The sequence below is a fragment of the Streptococcus sp. oral taxon 431 genome, assembly GCF_023115445.1.
In the GTDB taxonomy this organism is placed as follows: domain Bacteria; phylum Bacillota; class Bacilli; order Lactobacillales; family Streptococcaceae; genus Streptococcus.
On record NZ_JALDUI010000001.1, the window covers coordinates 225,475 to 248,143 of the forward strand.

Annotated in this window: 19 protein-coding genes; 2 read left to right on the top strand and 17 right to left on the bottom strand. The window is 38.0% G+C overall.

Annotation, left to right across the window (positions count from 1 at the left end):
- Positions 1-93: 93 nt before the first annotated feature.
- From M1R56_RS01125 to M1R56_RS01155, 7 genes are all read right to left on the bottom strand, one after another.
- Positions 94-975, bottom strand: a complete 882-nt coding sequence (locus tag M1R56_RS01125; RefSeq protein WP_248034286.1) for a DUF4300 family protein — start codon at positions 973-975, stop codon at positions 94-96.
- A gap of 154 nt (positions 976-1,129) precedes the next feature.
- Complete coding sequence (locus tag M1R56_RS01130; protein ID WP_248034287.1) at positions 1,130-1,888, bottom strand: alpha/beta hydrolase; 759 nt, start codon at positions 1,886-1,888, stop codon at positions 1,130-1,132.
- Between the two features lie 89 nt (positions 1,889-1,977).
- Positions 1,978-2,949 carry a hypothetical protein gene (locus tag M1R56_RS01135; RefSeq protein ID WP_248034288.1) on the bottom strand — a complete coding sequence of 324 codons (972 nt, stop codon included), beginning with the start codon at positions 2,947-2,949 and terminating at the stop codon, positions 1,978-1,980.
- Positions 2,950-2,963: 14 nt separating this feature from the next.
- Positions 2,964-3,350, bottom strand: coding sequence for a hypothetical protein (locus M1R56_RS01140; RefSeq protein ID WP_248034289.1), 387 nt, complete (start codon positions 3,348-3,350; stop codon positions 2,964-2,966).
- A gap of 409 nt (positions 3,351-3,759) precedes the next feature.
- Entirely contained in the window at positions 3,760-4,953 is a 1,194-nt protein-coding gene (locus M1R56_RS01145) for an MFS transporter (protein ID WP_248034290.1), read from the bottom strand.
- A 75-nt stretch (positions 4,954-5,028) separates the two neighbouring features.
- Complete coding sequence (locus tag M1R56_RS01150; RefSeq protein WP_248034291.1) at positions 5,029-5,892, bottom strand: XRE/MutR family transcriptional regulator; 864 nt, start codon at positions 5,890-5,892, stop codon at positions 5,029-5,031.
- Between the two features lies 1 nt (position 5,893).
- Positions 5,894-7,795 carry an ABC-F family ATP-binding cassette domain-containing protein gene (locus M1R56_RS01155; protein ID WP_248034292.1) on the bottom strand — a complete coding sequence of 634 codons (1,902 nt, stop codon included), beginning with the start codon at positions 7,793-7,795 and terminating at the stop codon, positions 5,894-5,896.
- Positions 7,796-7,946: 151 nt separating this feature from the next.
- Here M1R56_RS01155 and M1R56_RS01160 point away from each other — a divergent pair, with 151 nt between their 5' ends.
- Both M1R56_RS01160 and M1R56_RS01165 read left to right on the top strand, forming a co-directional pair.
- A complete protein-coding gene (locus tag M1R56_RS01160) occupies positions 7,947-9,665 on the top strand; it encodes a phospho-sugar mutase (RefSeq protein WP_248034293.1) in 1,719 nt (572 codons plus the stop codon).
- A 111-nt stretch (positions 9,666-9,776) separates the two neighbouring features.
- Positions 9,777-10,124 carry a thioredoxin gene (locus tag M1R56_RS01165; protein WP_248034294.1) on the top strand — a complete coding sequence of 116 codons (348 nt, stop codon included), beginning with the start codon at positions 9,777-9,779 and terminating at the stop codon, positions 10,122-10,124.
- Positions 10,125-10,157: 33 nt separating this feature from the next.
- Here the strand turns inward: M1R56_RS01165 and M1R56_RS01170 are convergent, their stop codons facing one another.
- The 10 genes from M1R56_RS01170 to M1R56_RS01215 form a co-directional block, all read right to left on the bottom strand.
- Positions 10,158-13,412, bottom strand: a complete 3,255-nt coding sequence (locus M1R56_RS01170; protein WP_248034295.1) for a DEAD/DEAH box helicase family protein — start codon at positions 13,410-13,412, stop codon at positions 10,158-10,160.
- 22 nt (positions 13,413-13,434) lie between these two features.
- On the bottom strand, positions 13,435-14,385 hold the full coding sequence (locus M1R56_RS01175; RefSeq protein ID WP_248034296.1) for an Abi family protein: 951 nt from the start codon (positions 14,383-14,385) through the stop codon (positions 13,435-13,437).
- A gap of 110 nt (positions 14,386-14,495) precedes the next feature.
- Positions 14,496-16,397, bottom strand: coding sequence for an Eco57I restriction-modification methylase domain-containing protein (locus M1R56_RS01180; protein WP_248034297.1), 1,902 nt, complete (start codon positions 16,395-16,397; stop codon positions 14,496-14,498).
- A gap of 73 nt (positions 16,398-16,470) precedes the next feature.
- Positions 16,471-16,725, bottom strand: a complete 255-nt coding sequence (locus tag M1R56_RS01185) for a type II toxin-antitoxin system RelE/ParE family toxin (protein WP_248034298.1) — start codon at positions 16,723-16,725, stop codon at positions 16,471-16,473.
- Between the two features lies 1 nt (position 16,726).
- The gene (locus M1R56_RS01190; protein WP_248034299.1) at positions 16,727-16,969 is read right to left on the bottom strand and encodes a DUF6290 family protein; all 243 of its coding nucleotides are present in this window, start codon (positions 16,967-16,969) and stop codon (positions 16,727-16,729) included.
- A gap of 89 nt (positions 16,970-17,058) precedes the next feature.
- The gene (locus M1R56_RS01195) at positions 17,059-17,868 is read right to left on the bottom strand and encodes an MBL fold metallo-hydrolase (RefSeq protein ID WP_248034300.1); all 810 of its coding nucleotides are present in this window, start codon (positions 17,866-17,868) and stop codon (positions 17,059-17,061) included.
- Position 17,869: 1 nt separating this feature from the next.
- Entirely contained in the window at positions 17,870-19,219 is a 1,350-nt protein-coding gene (gene vicK, locus M1R56_RS01200) for a cell wall metabolism sensor histidine kinase VicK (RefSeq protein WP_248034301.1), read from the bottom strand.
- On the bottom strand, positions 19,212-19,916 hold the full coding sequence (gene yycF, locus M1R56_RS01205) for a response regulator YycF (RefSeq protein WP_075231732.1): 705 nt from the start codon (positions 19,914-19,916) through the stop codon (positions 19,212-19,214). The genes vicK and yycF overlap by 8 nt, the downstream gene beginning before the upstream one ends.
- A gap of 64 nt (positions 19,917-19,980) precedes the next feature.
- On the bottom strand, positions 19,981-21,144 hold the full coding sequence (gene mutY / locus M1R56_RS01210; RefSeq protein ID WP_248034302.1) for an A/G-specific adenine glycosylase: 1,164 nt from the start codon (positions 21,142-21,144) through the stop codon (positions 19,981-19,983).
- Between the two features lie 571 nt (positions 21,145-21,715).
- A partial coding sequence (locus tag M1R56_RS01215; RefSeq protein ID WP_248034303.1) for an LPXTG cell wall anchor domain-containing protein occupies positions 21,716-22,669 on the bottom strand: 954 nt, incomplete at its 5' end.

Genomic DNA, 22,669 nt, shown 5'->3' on the forward strand with positions numbered 1-22,669 from the left:
GCTTGCTGTCCTCTAATCATATCAATTTAGCTATCATTCGATTGGTAACTTCTTATCCCACTCTTTAGGCAAATCATCCCAAAAATACTACTTTTAGAGTTGAACCCACTTATCATTATCCATAATAAATGGTTTAGCTAGACCTTCACCTGTATAGTTTTCATATTTTGTATCTAGATATTTGTAGCAATCTTCCTTGGTCGCAAATTTAATGGCTTGATAAGGTTCCTCAAAGGTCAACTTTTCAACAAAGAGGCAGCCATCCTCGCTTGGCACAAGTATACCGACATGGCCGATAAAGAGGGATTGCCCATCCAAGTCATCATGGACGACTACAGACAACATTCTTGCATTTTCATTAAACTTGAATTGAGAAAGGAAGTTTTCCATCTTAGCAGCATGAACCTTGACATCAGTTGTTGCTTGGGTCTTGACTCTTGAGAATAGAATATCAAAGGCATCCTTGTCTTCTGCACCAAAGATTTTTCCCTTATCAATAGCATCATTATCGACAAACAAAAGGGAATCATCTTTCTCTAACTTAGGAATTTCGATGGAATTTTTCAATAAACAATAACTGTTGATACGACAGTTGGTACCTACAAAATCACCTTTTTTCGGTGTCCAAAGATTACTAATCTTTTCTACGTCATACTCGTTTTTGGTAAATGTAGAAAAATCTCCAGTTAAACCAACTGAACCGACAGTATTGTTATAATCATTTACAAGGTTGAAAAATGCATCCACACTGTCCTTATCCAAATGCGCAGCCAAAGCTTTTCGAACTTCTTCTGCACTTGGTTTACTGTTCATATTGGTGTAAGACGCTTTCCAGGAAACTTGACCAGACTGTGTTTGAGTTACTGAGTTTTCCGTAGTAGCATCGCTTGCCTTTTGTGGTTGACTGCAAGCTACTAAGGTCAAAAGAAACGTTGAGCAAAGGACAATTTTTATCAGTCGATTGTTTTTTTTCATCAATTTATCTTTCTAAATATGTTTGGAGTTGCAAGCACTTTTGGCGAGCAACTATTTTAGCAGCTCTTAGATAAAGTTAAGGTCATACAGGATCTTGCATCAATCTATTTTCACTCATTTCTATGGTCTTACACATAGGTCTTTTTTGTGTGTTCTAATACTGTACATTAGTTAACATTTCATCTCGCAGGATCTTAGAGTAAACTGCCGAATTTTCAGTGATCTTGCGACAGTGGTCATATCCTTGCCAAATGTGAAATGTGGCATGAGGATACTTTTTTGGAAGAACTTTTTTAGCAGCTATCAAGTCGAATTCTTTTGAACCATAAAAGAAAACACAGTTTTTTTGTTCCTCTAGCGTAAGATTAGGCAAAGCTACGAAGGCACAATCATGGGAAATATGTCTGATACTTTCTTCAGCCATAGCAATGAAAGAATCCGCCATCATCTCTCCTTTTTCTCCATAAAGTGAAACCATCTTATGAACAGCTATATTTCTATTTCGCAAGGCTTTTCTATGCTTTATTAACAATAAATACCTAGTAAAGACATCAAGCAAGGGCGCATTGGTCCATAAACTAACCCCTTCAAAAACAAGTTTCCCAAACCTGATATCCTTGTAATTCAATAATTTCAGTAACACAACTCCACCCAAGGATGCACCAAAGGCTAAACTCAGGTCTTTTATCTGATGTTCTTTTAGATAATCATAGATCATCTGGCTTTCCTTAAGAGCTGACTCGTAAGTATCCGAAGCTGATTGCCCATGCGCAGACAAATCCGGAATGATATATCTAAACTCTTGCCCCATCTGGTCTGCAATAAGGGACTTCATCCCTTGAGCAGATGATAACATAGGGTGGATTAACAATATCGTCTCTTTCTGATTAGAATTAAGATCAAGAATGTTCATTTTCCAACACCAGATTTCTTTCCTTTTTAGCCCTTATCCTTAAAGAACTTATCTCATCCATTTATGATTTATCCAGATAAATGCGACAATTATAATAACTTCACTTGAACCCCTTGCTTGTCGAACGTTTCTTTGACATGTTCAAAATTATTGCTTATGATAGTCGCTTGCTTCAGATTTGGAAACTGTTGCAGTTCTTTAAGACTCACTTCATTTAGATCGAAACCATCATCTTCTCCATCCCACTGAGGAATCAAATTCAGATAAATTTCATTTCCGCCATCCATATAGATTTCTTGAACTTGTTCGGCATATTTCTTAGGTATAGGAAGATTCATCATATATTCAAGGGCCGGCTGAATAATCTCCATACTTTCTGTGTCGATTTCCTCTTCACTAAATTCTTCCGCAAAATCATAGATGTCAAAGTAGGGTTTCAGTACAAGTAAATCATACATCAAAACTTGGATAATAGTTAGTTTAAAATTTATATTGTCAAAGTGTAGCAGTTCTTCGTCAGTTTCTTTTAACTTGTAGCTTTCCCGTTCATGTTTGACCTCTGGAAAGTAGGAAATAGAAAGTGTGTCAGTGATGGTCTCTGCAATTCCATTAAAATTAGTTCCGTAAGGAGTCCATAAAATCAAGTTAAAATCCCCTACTCTCTGTCTATCAGAAATAAAATAAGGGCTTTTTCCATTACAAGTTATCAGGGTCTTGCAAGGATTGAGAGGTAATTCTTCCTCGTCCCACATGGGTTTGACCTTCTCTCCAAAATATAAATATAGCGAAGTTATTAAATACTCCTCATCAATATAGACCTCACAACTCTTTAAGTGTTGTTTAACTTCAAAGGAATGCACAAATACGAAACCAAGTTCATCATAAATGTATTTGATAAACTGCCCTTCTTTTTTGAAAAATCGGTCAGGTTTTCCAAAAACAGTTTCAATATCCTTTAATGATAAAGGGAAATTCAAGCTTGTTTCTAGAACATCGATAGAATTTCCGTGTAAATTCATAGAAAGGACCTTAGCTTTTTTCTTTCTAAAAAAATCAAACATATTACTACCTTTTCTTAAGTTTCTTCAAGATACATTTTGACTGCTAGGTATTCCTGCTCTTTAGCATAGGCAAATACTTCTGAATTTCTAATGTAGTCAAAAATATTTTCCTCTAAATCTTCATCCCAGGTTGATTCACTAAAGATTTGATTGTCTTGACTAGCTTCATAGAAAATATCAAGGTGAACTTGATAAAACTCTTCATCTTCATTTGGAGCTTGCCTTACCAACGATAGTTGAAACAAGGGATTATCAGATATACTTGTAAACGTCCCTGATTCAAATAAAATCATCTCATCATCAATAGGCTCACGACACAAGTCTTCAAAGATAGCTACCATATCCTCTAAGGACATCTTATCGGTGATTCTTTCTCTTAAAAATTCAAGTGATTGCTTCATGCTTCTCCTCTTTCTAATTGGAGTTTCGTTCTTAGAAAAATCCTTTCAAAAAATAGAATCCCTACACCCTTTATTATACTACATTAACAGAAAAAAGACTGAAGCAGATGGCATTCACGGATATATACTATTGTAATCGGTCAATTCCCTAAAATGATTACCTAGTCCATTTTATTGTATACAGATGAGGTGTTATTTGAGCATGCCCTTTTATAACTCAATTAGTATTAAAAATAAGATAGAAACTTCAGGATGTCTACTGTCTTGTAGCATTTTTTTACCTTGATAAGTTTAACAAATCGTAGAAAATAGTTAAAAAGTCTTTAAAATTAAAAAAACGTATAATATCAAGACTTCAATGAACTGATACGATACGTTTTATAATGGGCAGATTTACTCAATTTTATCTTCAATTTTGGTTTTTCTCACTCGAATCCTTCTTCCGTCTTTGAATATAGACTATCGATATCAACGAAAGTAAAATAACTCCAAGTCCGATAATTAAAAAGGAAGCTAAATGGACGCTCGGTAGACAGGTCATTAACCCTTTCGCAATCGGCATAAAGAGAATTGCCAGTGTAAAAATGGTACTCAATACCCTCCCCAGATATTCTCCGTCAACCTTGGTCTGTACCTGTGTAAAGAAGTGAATATTAAAAATTGTCATAAAGAGTTCACAAACTAGGTTTCCTGAAAAAGTTAGAAAATTTGGCAGTGGCAAGCCCATCATGAAAACTCCTACTCCTGTGAGGATCAATAAGAACAAAAGTGTATTCATATTGGATTTAAATTTATTTGCAATCAATGCTCCGATGATTGAGCCAATTGCACCCATGGTTAAGATAGTTGCATAGGCTCCGTCTATACCATAAAATTTATTTGAAAAAGGGAGCAAAAACTCAAAAGCTGCAAAAAAGAAATTCACACTGGAAGCCACTAATAAGAGAAAGAAAATTTCTTTTTGATGCCAGATATAGTGTAAGCCATCTTTGATATCTGCAAAAATATCTTTCCCTGTAAAACTCTTCTGCTCTTGAACCTTTGATTCTTCTTTGGGAAGTAAAGCGACTAGGGCAAAAGCGATGAAAAAGGTCAAAGCATCTAATAAGAGCGTCAGATGGAGACTTGCAAATTGTAAAACAAGGAAAGAAAGCACCGGAGAACTGACTCCTACAACCTGTAAAACTAACTCCAAGCGAGAGTTATAGGTCACTATCTCGTCCTTTGCTACCACCTCTGTGATAATAGCTTTATTGGCAGGCCGAGAAAAAGCAAATGCAATGGCCTGGACAATATTAGCAAAGATCAAAGCTCCAATCATCCAGTTATCATTTCTGATAAAAGAAATGGCCAGACAGAGAATCCCACAAACCAAGTCTGTTGTCATCAAAATCTTGCGACGGGAAAAACGATCTGAAATCACTCCACCAAAAGGATTGACTAGAATGGATGTAACGAGTTCAGAAATCTGATAAATCCCTAGAACGGTTTGCCCAATCGTTCCCATCGATGCCAACCAAACACTATTCCCATAATCATAGAGCATATTTCCTAGTTTGTTAATAGCTCCACGACTAATCAACTGTACTGCATATCGATTCATAAAAACTCCTCTCAAATTTTGAAACTATTGTATCAAAACTTGAAGGAGTTTCTCATTTTTCCCGTATTTGGGAAATTAATCTTTTACAAATTTATCGTAATGTTCCTGATAGTAAGCTACTTGCTCTGGAAGACCTAGCACATCAAAAATATGCATGGCTTCCTGCATTTGTTTACAACCTTCTTCTTTTTGCCCCTTCTGATAAAGAGCAAATCCCTTAAGAAAGTGGAATACATTACGCTCATAGAGTTTGATGCTCTTACCTATAATTTTCTCTATATAAGCTTCAAAGTAGCTGGCATTTTCAAAAGCAAGATGTTCTAAACAATGCTGGTAACAGTTAAGAGCTAAAATCAAGACCAGTTTTCGATGGCGACCAATTTCTTTGTAGAAATCTTCACGCTCCATCACTTCTCTACCAAGGCGAGCAACATAGTCCACATCATAAAAGCTATAGAGATTGCCAAAGAGAATCAACTCATACATGGTCCATTCATCTGTTTGGAAAAGATAATCTGCCACCTTATCCAGATCACCTTGCTTCATAGTGAAGCTAGCATCTCTTTGACAAATCAGACCTTGTAACAAAATCCAGTTCAGCTCAAAATAGAGGGGATTGGTTGAACTCTTAGCTTTTTCAAGTTGTTCTTCTTGAAGTTTTTGAAAACCTGCAATATCATTTGAGTAGTAAAGCGGAATAATCTGAGCCATCAAGCCGACATGTTCATGATGTTGAAAATTTCTAGTCTTATCCATAAAATTCTCAATCGTCACGTGAATATTATCTAATATTTCAAAGAAACGAGATGCAGCCAGATCCGACTCCCCCAATTCAAAGCGGGATAATTGGGAGGTCGAACAGGCCTCTCCTGCAGCTTCTTTTAGAGAGTAATTTTTACTGATTCGAAATTCACGAAAAACTTTTCCAAGATTTTCCATCTTACACCTGCTCCGACAATTCTTCCCACTCCAGCATAGCTTCTTCCTGACGATGGCTAATTTTATCCAGTTCCGCTTGTAATTGCATGAGTTCATCTGCATCATTTATGGTATGCATTTGTTCAGAGATTGCTTGGGCTTGAGTTTCCAGTTCTTCGATTTCTGTCTCAAGACTTTCAATTTGTCTCATTAATTTACGCAGTTCTTTTTGACTTTCCTTTTGAGCTTGGTAGTCATTAACTGGAGAAACTTCGTTTTCTTCGTTAAAAGGTGCCGCTTCTTCCGCTTGGCTAGCTACTAGCTCTGCTTTTTTATCAACATAATAGTCATAATCACCCAGATAAAGTGTTGATCCATTCTCAGATAATTCCAGCACGTGAGTGGCTACACGGTTGATGAAATAACGGTCATGGCTGACAAATAGAAGAGTACCATCAAAGTCAATCAGGGCATTTTCCAAGACTTCCTTGCTATCGATGTCTAAGTGGTTAGTCGGCTCATCGAGAATCAAGAAGTTGTTGTTTTCCATGGAAAGTTTAGCCAGGAGCAAACGAGCTCGCTCACCACCTGACAGCATTCCAACTGATTTCTTAACATCATCACCTGAGAAAAGGAAGGCACCTAGGCGATTACGGATTTCAACTTCTGGCGTCAATTTAAAATCATTCCAGAGTTCGTCTAAGACTGTATTGCTCGGTGTTAACTTACTTTGCGTCTGGTCATAGTAACCAACCTCAACATTAGCACCAAAGCGCTTTTCACCCTTGATAAAGGGAATCTGGTCCACAATGGATTTAATAAAGGTTGACTTACCAATACCGTTAGGACCAACAATGGCAATAGCGTTCATCTTACGAAGGTCGAGGTTGATGGGTTCTGATAAAATTTCACCATCATAGCCAATGGCAGTATTTTCAACTGTCAAAACAACATTACCAGATACTCTATCAGAATGGAAGGTCATATTAGCTGATTTCTTGCCAGCTTCAGGCTTGTCCAAGCGCTCCATTTTCTCCAGTTGCTTGCGTCGGGATTGCGCTCGTTTGGTTGTCGATGCTCGAACAAGATTTCGGTTAACAAAGTCTTCTAAGGCAGCAATTTCCTTCTGTTGCTTTTCGTAGTTTTTGGCTTCAGTTGCGAGCTTCTGTTCCTTCTGCTCCACAAAACTCGAGTAGTTTCCTACATATCTATCTAAAGAATGTTTGGTTAAGTCGAGTGTTATGGTTGCAACCTTATCGAGGAAATAACGGTCGTGACTGACGATAATGAGGGCACCGCTATAATTAACCAAATAGTTTTCTAACCAGGCAATGGTTTCAATATCTAGGTGGTTAGTCGGCTCATCCAAGACCAAGAGATTGGGCTTTTCAAGAAGCATTTTGGCAAGGGCTAAACGAGTATTTTGACCACCAGATAACTCTGCAATTTTCATCTGCCACATAGACTCGTCAAACTTGAACCCATTCAAGATAGCACGAATATCAGCTTCATAGGTAAATCCTCCAGCCTGACGAAAATTTTCTGATAGGCGATCATAGTCTGACATGAGTTTATCTAGTTCTGCTCCAGTCTTTTCCCCCATCTCCAACTCCATCTGGCGAAGTTGTCTTTCAGTATGACGCAAGTCATCAAATACATGAAGCATTTCATCGTAAATGGTGTTCTCAGACTCAAAACGGCTATCCTGAGCTAGATAAGAGAGAGAAATATCTTTTTTCTTATTGATTTCACCAGTGGTTGGCTCCTCTTCTCCAACCAATATCTTGAGCAAAGTAGACTTCCCAGCACCATTTTTTCCAACGAGGGCAATACGGTCTCTTTCATCTACTTGTAGGTTTATATTATCAAAAAGAACCTCTCCTGCAAAAGAACGTTCAATTTTATTAGCTTGTAAAATAATCATACAGTTAGTATAGCATGTTTCTCTAAGCCATTCAAGACTTGTGGTTTAGCTCTATTTCATAACTTTTTCAGAAACTCATGCTAACGTTTTACTAAAACTTCAAATCGTGATATAATGTAAGCGATTAGATTATATATTAAAGGAGATTTCTATGTCTTACCAAGAAAACTACCAAAAATGGGTTGATTTCGCAGAACTTCCAGACTATCTTCGTCATGATTTGGAAAATATGGACGAAAAAACTAAGGAAGACGCATTCTATACAAATCTTGAGTTTGGTACTGCAGGTATGCGTGGATTGATTGGTGCTGGTACTAACCGCATTAACATCTACGTTGTTCGTCAAGCAACAGAAGGTTTGGCTCGTTTGATTGAGTCAAAAGGTGGAAATGAAAAAGAACGTGGTGTAGCCATAGCTTATGATAGCCGTCACTTCTCTCCAGAATTTGCCTTTGAATCTGCGGCAGTTCTTGCCAAACATGGTATCAAATCTTACGTATTTGAAAGTCTTCGTCCAACTCCTGAACTTTCATTTGCAGTTCGTCACCTCAACTGTTTCGCAGGTATCATGGTCACAGCCAGCCACAACCCTGCACCATTTAATGGATACAAGGTTTACGGTGAAGACGGTGGACAAATGCCTCCACACGACGCGGATGCTTTGACAACTTATATCCGTGCTATCGAAAATCCATTTGCAGTTGAAGTTGCTGATGTAGAAGCTGAAAAAGCTTCTGGCTTGATTGAAGTTATCGGAGAAGCTGTCGACACTGAATACCTCAAAGAAGTTAAAGATGTGAACATCAACCCAGCCTTGATTGAAGAGTTTGGTAAAGACATGAAGATTGTCTACACTCCTCTTCACGGTACTGGTGAAATGTTGGCTCGTCGTGCTCTTGCTCAAGCAGGATTTGACTCTGTTCAAGTCGTTGAAGCTCAAGCAACTCCAGACCCAGACTTCTCAACTGTTAAATCTCCAAACCCAGAAAGTCAAGCAGCCTTTGCCCTTGCAGAAGAACTTGGTCGCCAAGTAGGCGCTGATGTTCTTGTTGCAACTGACCCTGACGCTGACCGTGTTGGTGTTGAAGTTCTTCAAAAAGATGGTAGCTACCTTAACCTTTCAGGGAACCAAATCGGTGCCATCATGGCTAAATACATCTTGGAAGCCCACAAAAACGCTGGTACTCTTCCAGAAAACGCGGCTCTTTGCAAATCTATCGTATCAACTGACTTGGTAACTAAGATTGCTGAAAGCTACGGCGCAACCATGTTCAACGTTTTGACAGGTTTCAAATTCATCGCTGAAAAAATCCAAGAATTCGAAGAAAAACACAACCACACTTACATGATGGGATTTGAAGAAAGCTTCGGTTACTTGATTAAACCATTCGTGCGCGATAAAGACGCTATCCAAGCTGTTCTTGTTGTTGCTGAACTTGCTGCCTATTACCGTTCACGTGGTTTGACTCTTGCTGACGGTATCGAAGAAATCTACAAAGAGTACGGCTACTATGCTGAAAAGACAATCTCTGTTACTCTTTCTGGTGTTGACGGTGCTGAGCAAATCAAAGCAATTATGGCTAAATTCCGCAACAATGCACCAAAAGAATGGAATGCAACAACTATCACTGTCGTTGAAGACTTTAAAGCACAAACATCTACTGCCGCTGATGGCACTGTAACAGCCTTAACTACTCCTCCAAGTGATGTGTTGAAATATACACTTGCTGACGGTTCATGGATTGCCGTTCGTCCTTCAGGTACAGAACCAAAAATCAAGTTCTACATTGCAGTTGTTGGTGAAAGCAACGAAGAATCACAAGCTAAGATTGCTAACATCGAAGCAGAAATCAATGCTTTTGTAAAATAAGGCCCTATAAAAGATGAGACCAACCAATCTCATCTTTTTTTCGTATCAAATTTAAGCAATTTTAGAAACTTTATGGCATACTAGACATATCAATGAAAGCGAGGTAATCTCATGGAACAATTTTTAGAAAACATCAAAGATCTTGAAGTTACAACTGTAGCGCGTGCTCAAGAAGCACTTGATAAAAAAGAAACTGCTACATTCTTTATTGGCCGCAAAACTTGCCCTTACTGCCGTAAATTTGCTGGCACATTGGCAGGTGTGGTAGCTGAAACAAATGCACATATCTACTTCATCAATAGTGAAGAACCAAGCCAACTTGAAGCTTTGCAAGACTTCCGCTCACGCTACGAAATCACAACTGTACCAGGATTCGTTCATGTTAAAAATGGACAAATCAATGTCCGTTGTGACTCTTCAATGTCAGCACAAGAAATCAAAGAATTTGCAGGATTGTAAAAGATATAAAAAAGAAGGTCAATGCCTTCTTTTTTAATTATTTTCAAAATAGGAATCAACCAGCTCCTGAATCCTTCCTTCTTTAGCAGCAGGAATGGTATCTTCTAAAACAAAGTTCTTTCTACTAATATCTTGGGAGAGATTTCCAAAGATAAAATTAGTGGAAATGTTGTAGATAATTTCTGAAGGCGCAAATCCATAAACTTGATTTTCAAGGATATGTTTTAAGCGTTCTTCAGGATTTGGAAAGGATTCTTGCATACCTACGCTATTATATAGGCGCTTAACAAGTTCTGCAATATAGAGGCCTGATTTTATGTACAAATCAATAAATGTCTTAGATGGATCATCAAAGATTCCTGGGTTTTCTTTTTCAAGATCATCCACCATTCTCTTCACCACTCGTTTAGGAGTGAAAATCTGATTGGTTTTCTGCGGTGGAATATAGTCAAAAATATCTTCTTTCTGATCTTTAAAATAATCTGCCAATTCCTCTTTCTTACGAAGAAATTCTTGAATGGCTTCATCAAATGTTGCTCGATCGAATAGATGTCCTGTAAAATCTTGCCCACCATCTCTCAAATATCTAAATTGATCAATCGTAATCCCTGTTACTTCATAAAAAACATGTTCAGGAACAAAGGTGTCAAAATTATCAAGTGTTAGAGATAGATCACCATAGGCCATAATAAAACTAGGAATTGTTCTTGCAAATCCTCGAAGGTGATCACGAATCTCATCCTGAGCTGATTGTTTCAACTGCTCCACACGTTTTATCTCAACTTGTTCGATAAATTTCTCAGGCATTTTTTCCACTTCTTTTTTGAGTGTTTGTTCTAGTTTTTCTTTGTGAATGAGATTATTTTCTTCTATTCGTTTTTCAAGATCTTCTTGAATCTTATCTTTCTGTTCCTTATCATTTGTTTCCTTGAGCTGTTGTTGCAACTCTTCCTTGATATGAGCTTCAGAAATTTTACGTTCTATCTCATTTTTTCGAATTTCATTCTCAAATGTTTTGGAAATTTCTTTCTTGATTTGTTCTTTTTCCCTCGTTTTAAGGTCATAGCCTGCTTCCAATTCTTTTACAATCACTGGAGAAACTGTTTGACTCAACTCAGAAGCCAACTTCCTATGAGATTTTTCCTCATTCTGGGCCATCACTTCTGTAACTGACTGACCAAGTCCATAGACTTTTTCTCCAAAGAGTCGCATTTGCTGATTAACTACAATTTCATGGTCAACTACTGCATTGCCCTCATCATCGACTGTAACATCTGAAAAGTCTAGTAGTGCAGAAGGTGTTTGTAACTTTCCTTCCTTTTCAACTGGTAATTCATTTAAAATGTCTAGAACGGTTTGACTAGCTTGGAAAATGCCGCTGATATTATCAAATAAGAGATTGGACATAAAGCCTCGTTTGAGGACTTCTCTAGCTTTTATCTGACGAGGTATGGTTAGAACCGCCTTGGCATCAATTTCAACCATCTTACCTGCACGGTCTTCTGCTATCACAGGGAAGAAATTTAGTAATTCTCTAATGTTTTCTTCACGAGTTGCGGAAGTTCCTCCACCTCCAGCAGTTGAAAGAGATAAGTTATTGGCAAACTCATCGAAAAGTATCAAGGTTCTTTCTGGCGCAAAGTCAAATACATAGGCTCTTTCTTTGCGGAAGTGATTTCCTTTGTTATCACTCCATGAATATGGGTTTTGAGCACGAAAGGCAGCCTGCATATAAAGGGCGGGTGATTTCAAGTTTGATAACATCAATACGCCTGTCCATTCAGGGATAGTCACACCTGTCGTCAACTGACCGACGGATAGGGTAATGGTTTTGTCATTCTCTGCTATTGCTTTTCTAACCAAGTCTAAGGATTTGAGTTTGACCTTATCATCTTCCTCTGACATACGTCCGTCACCAGCAGCTAGAACAATCTCATAATTTTCATAGATGGGGTGTTCTTCTAGTAGTGCTTTTAAGGCCTTAGCTGAGGCTACACGTTCTAAGAGCCAAAAAGTATGCTTGAGTTCGTTCCGAAGTTCCTTGGTTGAAAATGGATATTTTTCATTGCTTGACAGAGTATCTAACCAATTTATAACATCTTGTTCATGGACAAATTTCCCTTTATCATCTGTAGCGAAAAATTCACTCAAGTCAAAAGCATAATCGATATTTTCACCATCTAGTTGAGCACCTTTTTCTAACTCTTCGCCAATCATCTGAGACATTTGATAGGTAAAGAGATTTAACTGAGGCAAGCTCTCATAAGGATTTTCCTCTTCTTGTTCAGGAGACCAGGTAGATTTGGCAGACTGTTCATCCGCATAAGACCAGTTGTAAATCTGCTCCTCTGTAAAATCTCCCTTAGCTAGTGCCTTAAATGGAGTTCCAGAAAGATGTAAAGTAAAATTCCGACGAATCTTGTTAAAGGCTTGATCTGTCTTAAAAGTATCAACTCCTTCATGAGCCTCATCGATGACCAACAAATCCCAATGTAGGTCAGTTACCCATTTGAGTTTATTATGCTCTCCACCTAGATAAGCAGAACCTTTCAAGTCTTGCAGACTGATAAAAGCAAGTTGTCGTACATCATCATCTAAAAGGCCAACAAATTCTTTTCGTGACAATGTTGGACGATTTTTAAGGCTATCTGACTCTGAAACAAACTTGTAAGTCGTTTGACCTGCTATGAATGTTTCGAAATCATCATACCACGAATTAGCAATGGCAGGTCTGTTTGTTACAATCAGGACATTGACAGCATCCATTCGACGAGCTAGGTCATAGCTAGATAAGGTTTTACCAAAACGTGGCTTGGCATTCCAGAGGAACTTACCTCCTGGGTGATTCTTGAAATAAGCTACCGTTTTAGCAACTGCTTCTTTTTGCTCTTGTCGCAGAGTATAGTCCTGTCCTTGGCCGGGCTGATACCCTGACAAATCATGCTGAACAAACTTATCAAAAAGATTTTTAGATTTTTCAGGAGTTCCATTAAAGTAAAACCATTCCGTCTTAGGACGACGCTCCACATCATGGAAAGAAAGGAAATGGTGGAAATCATGATCCTTAAAAGTTTTTCCTTTATCAGGTTCTTCCGTATATGCTGCAGCAGCCGTCCATAAGATATCTGTATCTATATGAGCAGTATGCGTTTGTTCTTTAATCCGTTGCGTTACATCACGCTCCGTATAACCAATCTTAATCCAGCCCTCATTACTGGTTACAGTCGGTGTAGTGTAAGCATAGATTTTAGGATCAATTTTCTTTTTTGTTTTAATCTCAACTGACATACGTGTTCCTTTTAAAATGAAATTAGGCTAATTTTTCCAACTCAGTTAAGTCGATTCCCATAGTCTTTAAAATGTCGTTAAATACTACTGTTTTGAATTCATCAGCGTACTGTTTAAATAAATGCATCAAAGCTTTATATAATCTTTGAAAATCTTTTTTATCAAGTACAACTTTTAAAAATAGAATGACCACTATGAAACGTTTATTATCATATCTGCTAATCCCAAAATGATTTGCTATCTGGGAAACTCTGACACTTCTTAAATTAACATTATACAGTCGTTCATCATGTGCACAGATATTTCTAACTAAGTTAACCACTTTCAAACAAGCGCTTAAATCTGCACTAGAAAGTCTAAATGTATGATCTTTATTTTGTGTTCTGTACTTGTCTGTATAAAACTTTGCAATGATATTCTTCATGCTATCCGTTAAAATATTGTAAAAATTAGCAATGTTTCCCATCGTAAGAAAATTAACCAAAACCCAAAGTGGGACTTCTCCATGCTCTTCAATGTAGTGCTTAATAGCCCCTGTCCTATCTACCTTATCATGAATAGTCTTTGTTAAGATAGAGATTTGTTGAAGAACCTTTTTAGGGTCATTATCGACAAAATTTGCAATATCTAAATAAGCATTCTTCCGAGAATATTTTTTGGAAAATTCATATGCAATCGTAGTTTTTATTGAGTTTTCGAATATCAATAAATATTTCAATAATAATATTCGTAATTCCCTGTCAAATAAAAATAGGGCTTTGAGTTCGTTAAAATGAGTATCTTCTTGATAAAGTTCAGGCTCAACAGGGAGATTATTGCTATCCTTTACTAAAAATAAATCTTTGTAGCCGTTTATAACATTGTAATAATTTTCTTGTTCTAAAAATCTCTTTGGTTTGCCATTCGTTGGGACCACAACTCCCCTATTTCTTAAAATCGTTAATTGTTGATTGAATGTTTTATGTTCCTTCAAACTAATCTCCTATAAAACAAAAAGGGTCAGGGCATCGTATGCTTCCTGACCTAATCCTATGCAATCTATTATAGATCATTGGGCGCTATATGTCAAATAAAAGTATTTTTCTAGTCCATCTCCCTTACATGGGTCTCAATAAAGGCAATTTCCTCAGGGGAAAGGTCATATTTTTGATAGAGCTGACGGTCAATGTCAGCCACTGATTGTGTCCAATCAATGTCCGAATTGACCGTAAAGTCTTGGAGTGGGACTTTAGCCCACTTATCACGTGTATTATCCTGAGTAACTTTTAAGACAGCGAGTAATACTCTAGCAAATTTACTCTTTATATATTTTAAACAGTTTAATGCTTCCTCTTGACTACTAAACTGACCAATCGAAATGTATGTTTCAGTAAAAGCTGAAAGAGGTTCTATAACAAATGGTTCTCCTATCAAAATTACAGAAGTGTTATTATTCGCAATGCCAGTTCCATACGCTTTTGGTAGTATAACTCTCCAATTCTCATGACCTAAAGGTTTGTTTATATAATCACTTTGTATATATCTATACACTCGATTGTTTTGATATCTACCATATACCTTAGTAAAATTTTCTTTCTTTTCATTAATCGAATCAAAGAAAATTATGTCAGTAAATTTATCAAATGCACCTGTACCAATATCATTTTTATGCCCCTTTGATTGTATACTTTCAATCTGAGGAAAATCCAAATGCGCTTTTTCTGTTAATCTATAGATACCTCTACCTGAAATAATATTATTCAAAGTTGATGGAGTGTTACTTTCTACTTTCTTTGAAATACTATTTAGCTCCGGATGACTGGTAAAGGAGCCTATAGGCCCAGAAATTTTATCTTCATTCCTATATAGAATTACAACACCTCCAGAAATGCCAACACCCGGAAATACTTTTGATGAGTCTTGCTCATAGAAAACAACCTTTAATTTTTCGTCTTCAAGCATTTTCTTATTCCATTTTTTAGGAGTAGATCCTGCATTAAATAGAAAACGAGCAGGGGTAATAAGTAGGTATTTTTTTGAAATCTCTTCAGCAGAGTCATAAAATAAATTATATATAGCATCATCACGAGCAGATGTCCCACTATCTATTTGATACGGCGGATTTCCTATCACGACATCAAATTTCATTTCACTTTCCTCACTAGATAGGCGCTCAAAACCTATCATCTTATTCTTTTTCCAGTCTTTGATTTGGGTTTTAGATTCTACTGCTTGTTCTACTTCCAGCTCATCTGAAAACAAGCTTAGCTGTTGAGATTGCTTTTGTGTACCTGAGTAAGGACTGATTTTATTCAATCCGTCCATCTGAAAGACGTTATAAGAGATAATGGTTGCAATTTCTTTCTTTTGCTCTAATGTTGGTTGATTTCCAGTCTTAGCTAGATAGTAATCCTCAAAGGTTGCTAAAAGATTTTCACGCGCCAAAAGCAGGGAATCTCCTTGATACTCATAGCCATAGGAAGCACGGTAAACTTCTTTTACAAGTTCATAGAAGGTGGCTTCTTCTGTAACCTCACGACTAATGCGCTGTAATTTTCTATCAACAAAACCAACTCGCTCAGACAGTGGAATTTCCTCTCCGGTTACTGTATCATAGCGGGTTACCATATAAGGAGCCTCACCACAGGTAATTTCTAGCCAGCGGACTTTGATATATTCTTCAAGCGCTAGAACTTCAAGTTCAGCTTCCACATAAGCATTTTGCTTTTCAACCAACCATGTAGGCGTAAATACTTCCGCTCGAATCTTGGTTCTATCTTTTTGCTCATACTTAGACTTTTCCGAACGAGGTTGAATCAAGCTTGCATAGGTTCCCGTCACCCTACTTGGAGTGATGCGATCACTTGGAGCAAATCCTTTTCCCAACAATTCATAAGAATGTGTCGCCCAAACAATATTTTTCTTTGTCGTTCGATCTTTTAAAAGAATTTTTAATAAGTCAGCCGACTCCAGAGCCAACTGTTCTTCACTAATATCTATTGTCATAAGCAACCTTTCTTATATTGTAAACCCTATTATATCATATTTTAGAAAATGAAAATTTATTTGGAAAAGAAATTCAAGAATTATCTCTACGATGACCTATTTCTAAAGTAGAGACTATCAGTTCATCATCTACAATGTGCACAATAACTCGATAATTACCAATCCGGTACAGCCATTGCCCACATGGATTCCCCACCAAAGCTTTCCCATGCCTTCTTGGATCCTCTAAAACGTTATTTTCTAGATACTTTTTAATTAGTATCTGCGTATAACGATCTAATTTCTTTAGTTGTTTGATAAATCGTCTTGTTGGAACTAGCTTATACAAGTTAATCTTCCTCCAGACCTAGATTATGCATCATTTCTTCCCAAGTAATGGGTTTAAGTCCTTTTTCCAAGTCTTCTAAATGCTCTTGATAAGCTAAATCTGCTACACGAGCATCATATTCATCCTCTAAAGCTTCTAAAGTTTTTGTTCGTATCAACTCGGATAGAGAAACTCCTTCAAACTTAGCCATGGCTTTCATAAATGTTTTATCTGCTTCGGAAACTTTTAATGTAATAGTCGGCATGTTTCTTCTCCTAGAATTATTGGTAATACCATTGTATTACTTTTTAAGAACCCAGTCAATATAAAAAGAACACCTCTCGGCGTTCCTTTCTATATATCAGTCAGTGGTGTTGCGGTGTCTGGTGAAGTATCGTAAACTTGAAAGTCTACTCCTACTCCCAGATCTGCCTGAGCTAACTGATTGACCATGGTCATGTGGGCCAGTTCCTTGATATTATTTTCCTTGGACAAATGGCCTAGGTAAATTTTCTTGGTACGATCACCTAGTGTGCGAATCATGGCGTCTGCTCCATCCTCGTTTGAGAGGTGACCAAGGTCAGACAGGATGCGTTGTTTGAGTCGCCATGCGTAGGATCCTGCTCGTAGAATTTCCACATCATGATTTGACTCGATCAGATAGCCATCTGCATTCTCGACAATGCCAGCCATACGGTCACTAACATAGCCCGTATCCGTCAGCATGACAAAGCTCTTATCATCCTTCATAAAGCGATAAAACTGGGGCGCGACTGCATCATGACTCACACCGAAACTCTCAATATCGATGTCACCAAAGGTTTTGGTTTTCCCCATCTCGAAAATATGCTTTTGAGATGAGTCAACCTTACCAAGATACTTACTGTTTTCCATAGCCTGCCAGGTTTTCTCATTGGCATAAAGATCCATTCCGTACTTACGAGCCAGAACGCCCACGCCATGGATATGGTCTGAATGCTCATGCGTAATCAAGATAGCATCCAAATCCTCTGGTTTACGATTGATTTCACTCAAGAGGCTTGTAATTTTTTTGCCAGAGAGTCCCGCATCTACTAAAATTTTCTTTTTTGGTGTTTCCAAGTAAAATGAATTTCCACTGGAACCCGATGCTAAAATACTGTATTTAAAACCGATATCACTCATTCTAGTCTTCTAGTTCATCCTCCCAAATCTCTTCTTTCACGGCATCCTTATCGTATGGAAGTACGATAGTAAAGGTAGATCCCTTGCCATATTCACTCTTGGCCCAGATAAAGCCTTTATGTTGCTTGATGATTTCCTTGGCGATAGCCAATCCTAGTCCTGTTCCTCCTTGAGCACGACTTCTAGCCTTATCAACCCTATAAAAACGGTCAAAAATCTTTGGTAAATCTTCTTTAGGAATCCCAAGTCCTTGATCTGAAATAGATAAAATCATCTGATCATCTGTAGTTTTCATGTTAACAGTGATTTTTCCACCATCTGGTGAATACTTGATAGCGTTATTCAGGATATTGTCAATCACCTGGGTCATCTTATCTGTATCAATCTCAATCCAAACAGAAGTAATCGGATAATCTCTCACCAACTCGTACTTCTTCTCCTCATCTTGACTTTTCATTTTATCAAAACGATTAAGGATAAAGGTGATAAAGGCCGTAAAGTTTATCAACTCAACATCTAAGTGACTAGTTGCGTTATCAATCCGTGATAGATGCAAGAGGTCCGTCACCATCCGCATCATACGGTTGGTTTCATCCAAAGAAACCTTGATAAAGTCTGGAGCAACTGGTTCTGTCAGCGCTCCTTCGTCCAAGGCCTCAAGATAGGATTTTACACTGGTCAAAGGTGTACGCAACTCATGACTAACGTTCGAAACGAAAAGCCTTCTCTCACGTTCTTCCTTCTCTTGTTCAGTCGTATCATGTAGAACTGCTACTAAACCAGAGATAAAGCCAGACTCTCTACGAATCAAGGCAAAACGAACGCGCAAACTGATATATTCGCCATTAAGATTCTGCGAATAAATCATCAGCTCAGGGCTCTGAGTAATAAGTTCTCTCAGCTCATACTCTTCTTCAATCTTGAGTAACTCTAAGATATTTTGATTAAGAGCATCATCCCTTTCAACTCCAAGTTGTCTCTTGGCCATGTCATTAATCATGATAATCTGACCACGACGATTGGTCGCAAGCACTCCGTCTGTCATGTAGGACAGGATACTATGCAACCTTTTACTCTCTTGTTCCAGATTTTCTTGAGTCAGACGAATGACTTCAGACAAATCATTAAGATTGTTAGTGATATTAGTTATCTCTGAGCTTCCTTGCATATCCAAAACCTGAGAATAATCACCATCAATCAAATCTTTTATTTTCTGATTGATCTGCCTCAAACGAATATTATCACGACGACTCTCAAGCAAGAGAAAAGACACTAACAGAATAAAGCCAATTAAGATGAGGATAAAGATAAAGTCGCTCGTCAAAATTGTTTGTCTAATTACTTCAATCATTATTTCTCATATAATATCCTACTCCACGACGAGTTAGGATGTATTCAGGTCTGCTTGGTGTATCTTCAATCTTCTCACGCAAGCGTCGAATGGTTACATCAACTGTACGGACATCTCCAAAATAGTCATATCCCCAAACGGTTTCAAGAAGATGTTCTCGGGTAATAACTTGTCCAAGATGAGAAGCTAAATGATGCAAGAGTTCGAATTCACGGTGGGTTAGGTCTAACTCTTCACCATATTTCTTAGCCACGTAGGCATCTGGTAAAATCTCCAAATCGCCAATCTGCAGACTTTGTAATTTCGTTTCAGGTTCTTGGCTATCAACTGAGACAAGATCTGTACGACGGAGAAGAGCTTTAACACGGGCCTGTAGTTCACGATTTGAAAACGGCTTGGTTACATAGTCATCCGCCCCAAGCTCAAGCCCGATAACCTTATCAAATTCGCTATCCTTTGCTGAAAGCATGATAATGGGAACACTACTTGTCTTACGAATAGTTTTTGCGACCTCAAGTCCATCAATCTCTGGAAGCATCAAATCCAAGATAATAATATCTGGTTGCTCAGCTTCAAATTGTTCAAGTGCTTCACGACCATTAAAAGCAGTTACAACTTCATAACCTTCCTTGGTCATATTAAATTTTATAATATCTGAGATGGGTTTTTCATCATCTACAATTAGTATTTTTTTCATTTAGTCACCTTTTTCCTTATCTCATTATACCAAAAAAATGTAAAGAAGACACGAAAGACCGATGCTAGTGGCTTCTTTTCAAGTAGGCTTGCCAAATCTTTTGCTGAGGTTTAGCTAGGGGATAATTGATAAATTCTTCTGGACTTAACCAAAGGACTTCTCTATCTGTATATTCCTGTGTCTCAGCAACTCGGCCTGCAATTATCTGGATATGCCATTTACGATGGCTGAAAATGTGCTTGACCTCTTCAAAACGTAGATCTTGCCACTTAACTTCAAGATCATAGTCCTGTTCAAAACTCTCCTGTGGAGATGGTCCAAGCTGTAAAATTGGTTCCGCTACTTGACTAAAAAGATCCAAGTCCTGAGTCTGGTCTGAGAAGTCATCAACTTCAATCAAGGGAAAATGCCAAAATCCAGCCAAGAGTTTTTCACTCTCATTCTTCTCTAATAGAAACTGACCCTGACTATTTTGCACTACAAGAGCCTTTAGATAAATAGGGATTGGCTTTTTCTTTGGAGCCTTAATTGGATAGCGATCCATGGTCCCATGTTGGTAAGCAGCACTGAACTCCTTAACAGGACTCTCCTCCGGTCTTGGATTGACAGGAGCCTCAATATCTGAACCTAAATCCATCAAAGCCTGATTGAAATCACCTGGACGATCAGGATCTATCAGAACTTCCATCATAGCTTGAAATATTTTTCGATTGCTAGGATTTCCAATATCATGATTGACTTCAAACAAACGTGCCAAAACACGCATGACATTGCCATCTACTGCAGGCTGCGGAAGGTTAAAAGCAATACTAGAGATTGCACCAGCTGTATAAGGCCCAATCCCTTTTAAGCTTGAAATGCCTTCATAAGTTGACGGAAATTCTCCTTGAAAGTCGGACATGATTTGTCGGGCAGCAGTTTGCATATTGCGGACACGAGAATAATAGCCAAGTCCTTCCCAGGCTTTTAATAAGCGCTCCTCAGGAGCATTTGCTAAGCTTTCTACGGTCGGAAACCAGTCCAAAAAACGTTCATAATAGGGAATGACGGTATCAACTCGAGTCTGCTGCAACATAATTTCAGATACCCAGATATGGTAAGGATTCTTGCTTCGTCTCCAAGGTAAATCCCGCTTGTTTTTGTCATACCAGGCTAATAATTTTTGACGGAAAGAGAGAATCTTGTCCTCTTCCCACATGGTCACACCATATTTCTCCAAATCTAACATATTTCTAGTATAGCATAACCTTTAATGATACTCAAAAAATCAAGATAGACATTCAATAAAACAAAGACTAAAAGGAAGAAAAAGGAAATCTAAAGATTATCTTGTTTAAAATTTGAATAAACATATAGTTTAAAAAAGCTTATCAGAGTCTAGGATGTCCGGAAACAAAAGTAGAAAAGATTTATTCTATTCATAATACTCTAATTTTTATATAGCTACTTGTCAGTTTTAATTTAAAAATGTTGATTTAAGTTAAATATAGTGGATTGAAATAAGATATGAATAGAGAGGTTAGGAAAGTCAAATAAATCTCTAAAAATGTTTTAGAATTCGTAGCGTACTATTCTAAGTTCATTTCACTATCATTTCTAACAATGTTTTAGAATCCATATCGTACTATTTTAGATTCACTCCACTATCCAAAAAACTATCGTAAACATGTAAAAAAGCAACGGCAAAAACCGTTGCTTTTTTTAGGAGATACGGACTATTATCCCAGACTCCTTTGTCTTCAATCTGAACTTTCAGATTTTTTGATCAGAATAATCAAATTACTGATTAGTTAGAAAGCTTATTCTTCATCATCACGCTTACGACGTTTAGCTACTAATCCTAATCCTGTTAGACCTGCTACAGCTCCTAGGAGCAGATTTGTAGCCGAAGTTGCTGTTCCAGTATTTGGAAGTTGCTTACGTGTCTTAGTTGTATCAGTTTGAGGTGCTTGACTAGTCGAATGAATCACTGACTGGCTTACGCTTACTGATAATGATAGTGATTGCGATACTGATGTGCTAATTGAATCCGATGTAATCACACTATCGATATCTAAACTATCAAGTGATAAGCTCTCTGGCATTCCCTTACTTGTAACAACAGATGTGCTTGCTGATTCTGACGCACTTGTTGACGCTGATTCAGAAGCAGACGTTGATGCGGATTCAGATGCTGATGTGCTTGCTGACTCTGATGCAGACGTTGATGCTGACTCAGATGCACTTGTGCTTGCTGACTCTGAAGCAGACGTTGATGCGGATTCAGATGCTGATGTTGATGCTGATGTTGATGCTGATTCAGATGCACTTGTGCTTGCTGACTCTGACGCACTTGTTGACGCTGACTCTGACGCACTTGTTGACGCTGATTCTGAGGCGCTTGTTGACGCTTCTGACGCACTTGTTGAGGCTGATTCAGAAGCTGAGGTACTTGCGGACTCTGACGCACTTGTTGAGGCTGATTCAGAAGCTGATGTGCTTGCTGATTCTGATGCACTTGTTGATGCCGATTCAGAAGCGCTTGTTGACGCTGATTCAGAAGCGCTTGTACTTGCTGATTCTGATGCACTTGTTGATGCTGACTCTGAGGCGCTTGTGCTTGCTGATTCTGACCCACTTGTTGATGCTGACTCTGAGGCGCTTGTTGACGCTGACTCAGAGGCACTTGTTGATGCTGACTCTGACGCACTTGTTGAGGCTGATTCAGAAGCTGATGTGCTTGCTGATTCTGATGCACTTGTTGATGCCGATTC

Bases quoted from the DNA above. Each gene is read 5' to 3' on its own strand.
- M1R56_RS01180 (WP_248034297.1), bottom strand. From the start codon at position 16,397: ATGACAATAGATATTAGTGAAGAACAGTTGGCTCTGGAGTCGGCTGAC.
- M1R56_RS01160 (WP_248034293.1), top strand. From the start codon at position 7,947: ATGTCTTACCAAGAAAACTACCAAAAATGGGTTGATTTCGCAGAACTT.
- M1R56_RS01135 (WP_248034288.1), bottom strand. From the start codon at position 2,949: ATGTTTGATTTTTTTAGAAAGAAAAAAGCTAAGGTCCTTTCTATGAAT.
- M1R56_RS01125 (WP_248034286.1), bottom strand. From the start codon at position 975: ATGAAAAAAAACAATCGACTGATAAAAATTGTCCTTTGCTCAACGTTT.
- mutY (WP_248034302.1), bottom strand. From the start codon at position 21,144: ATGTTAGATTTGGAGAAATATGGTGTGACCATGTGGGAAGAGGACAAG.
- M1R56_RS01155 (WP_248034292.1), bottom strand. From the start codon at position 7,795: ATGATTATTTTACAAGCTAATAAAATTGAACGTTCTTTTGCAGGAGAG.
- M1R56_RS01150 (WP_248034291.1), bottom strand. From the start codon at position 5,892: ATGGAAAATCTTGGAAAAGTTTTTCGTGAATTTCGAATCAGTAAAAAT.
- M1R56_RS01165 (WP_248034294.1), top strand. From the start codon at position 9,777: ATGGAACAATTTTTAGAAAACATCAAAGATCTTGAAGTTACAACTGTA.
- vicK (WP_248034301.1), bottom strand. From the start codon at position 19,219: ATGATTGAAGTAATTAGACAAACAATTTTGACGAGCGACTTTATCTTT.
- M1R56_RS01190 (WP_248034299.1), bottom strand. From the start codon at position 16,969: ATGCCGACTATTACATTAAAAGTTTCCGAAGCAGATAAAACATTTATG.
- M1R56_RS01140 (WP_248034289.1), bottom strand. From the start codon at position 3,350: ATGAAGCAATCACTTGAATTTTTAAGAGAAAGAATCACCGATAAGATG.
- M1R56_RS01145 (WP_248034290.1), bottom strand. From the start codon at position 4,953: ATGAATCGATATGCAGTACAGTTGATTAGTCGTGGAGCTATTAACAAA.
- M1R56_RS01130 (WP_248034287.1), bottom strand. From the start codon at position 1,888: ATGAACATTCTTGATCTTAATTCTAATCAGAAAGAGACGATATTGTTA.
- M1R56_RS01195 (WP_248034300.1), bottom strand. From the start codon at position 17,868: ATGAGTGATATCGGTTTTAAATACAGTATTTTAGCATCGGGTTCCAGT.
- yycF (WP_075231732.1), bottom strand. From the start codon at position 19,916: ATGAAAAAAATACTAATTGTAGATGATGAAAAACCCATCTCAGATATT.
- M1R56_RS01170 (WP_248034295.1), bottom strand. From the start codon at position 13,412: ATGTCAGTTGAGATTAAAACAAAAAAGAAAATTGATCCTAAAATCTAT.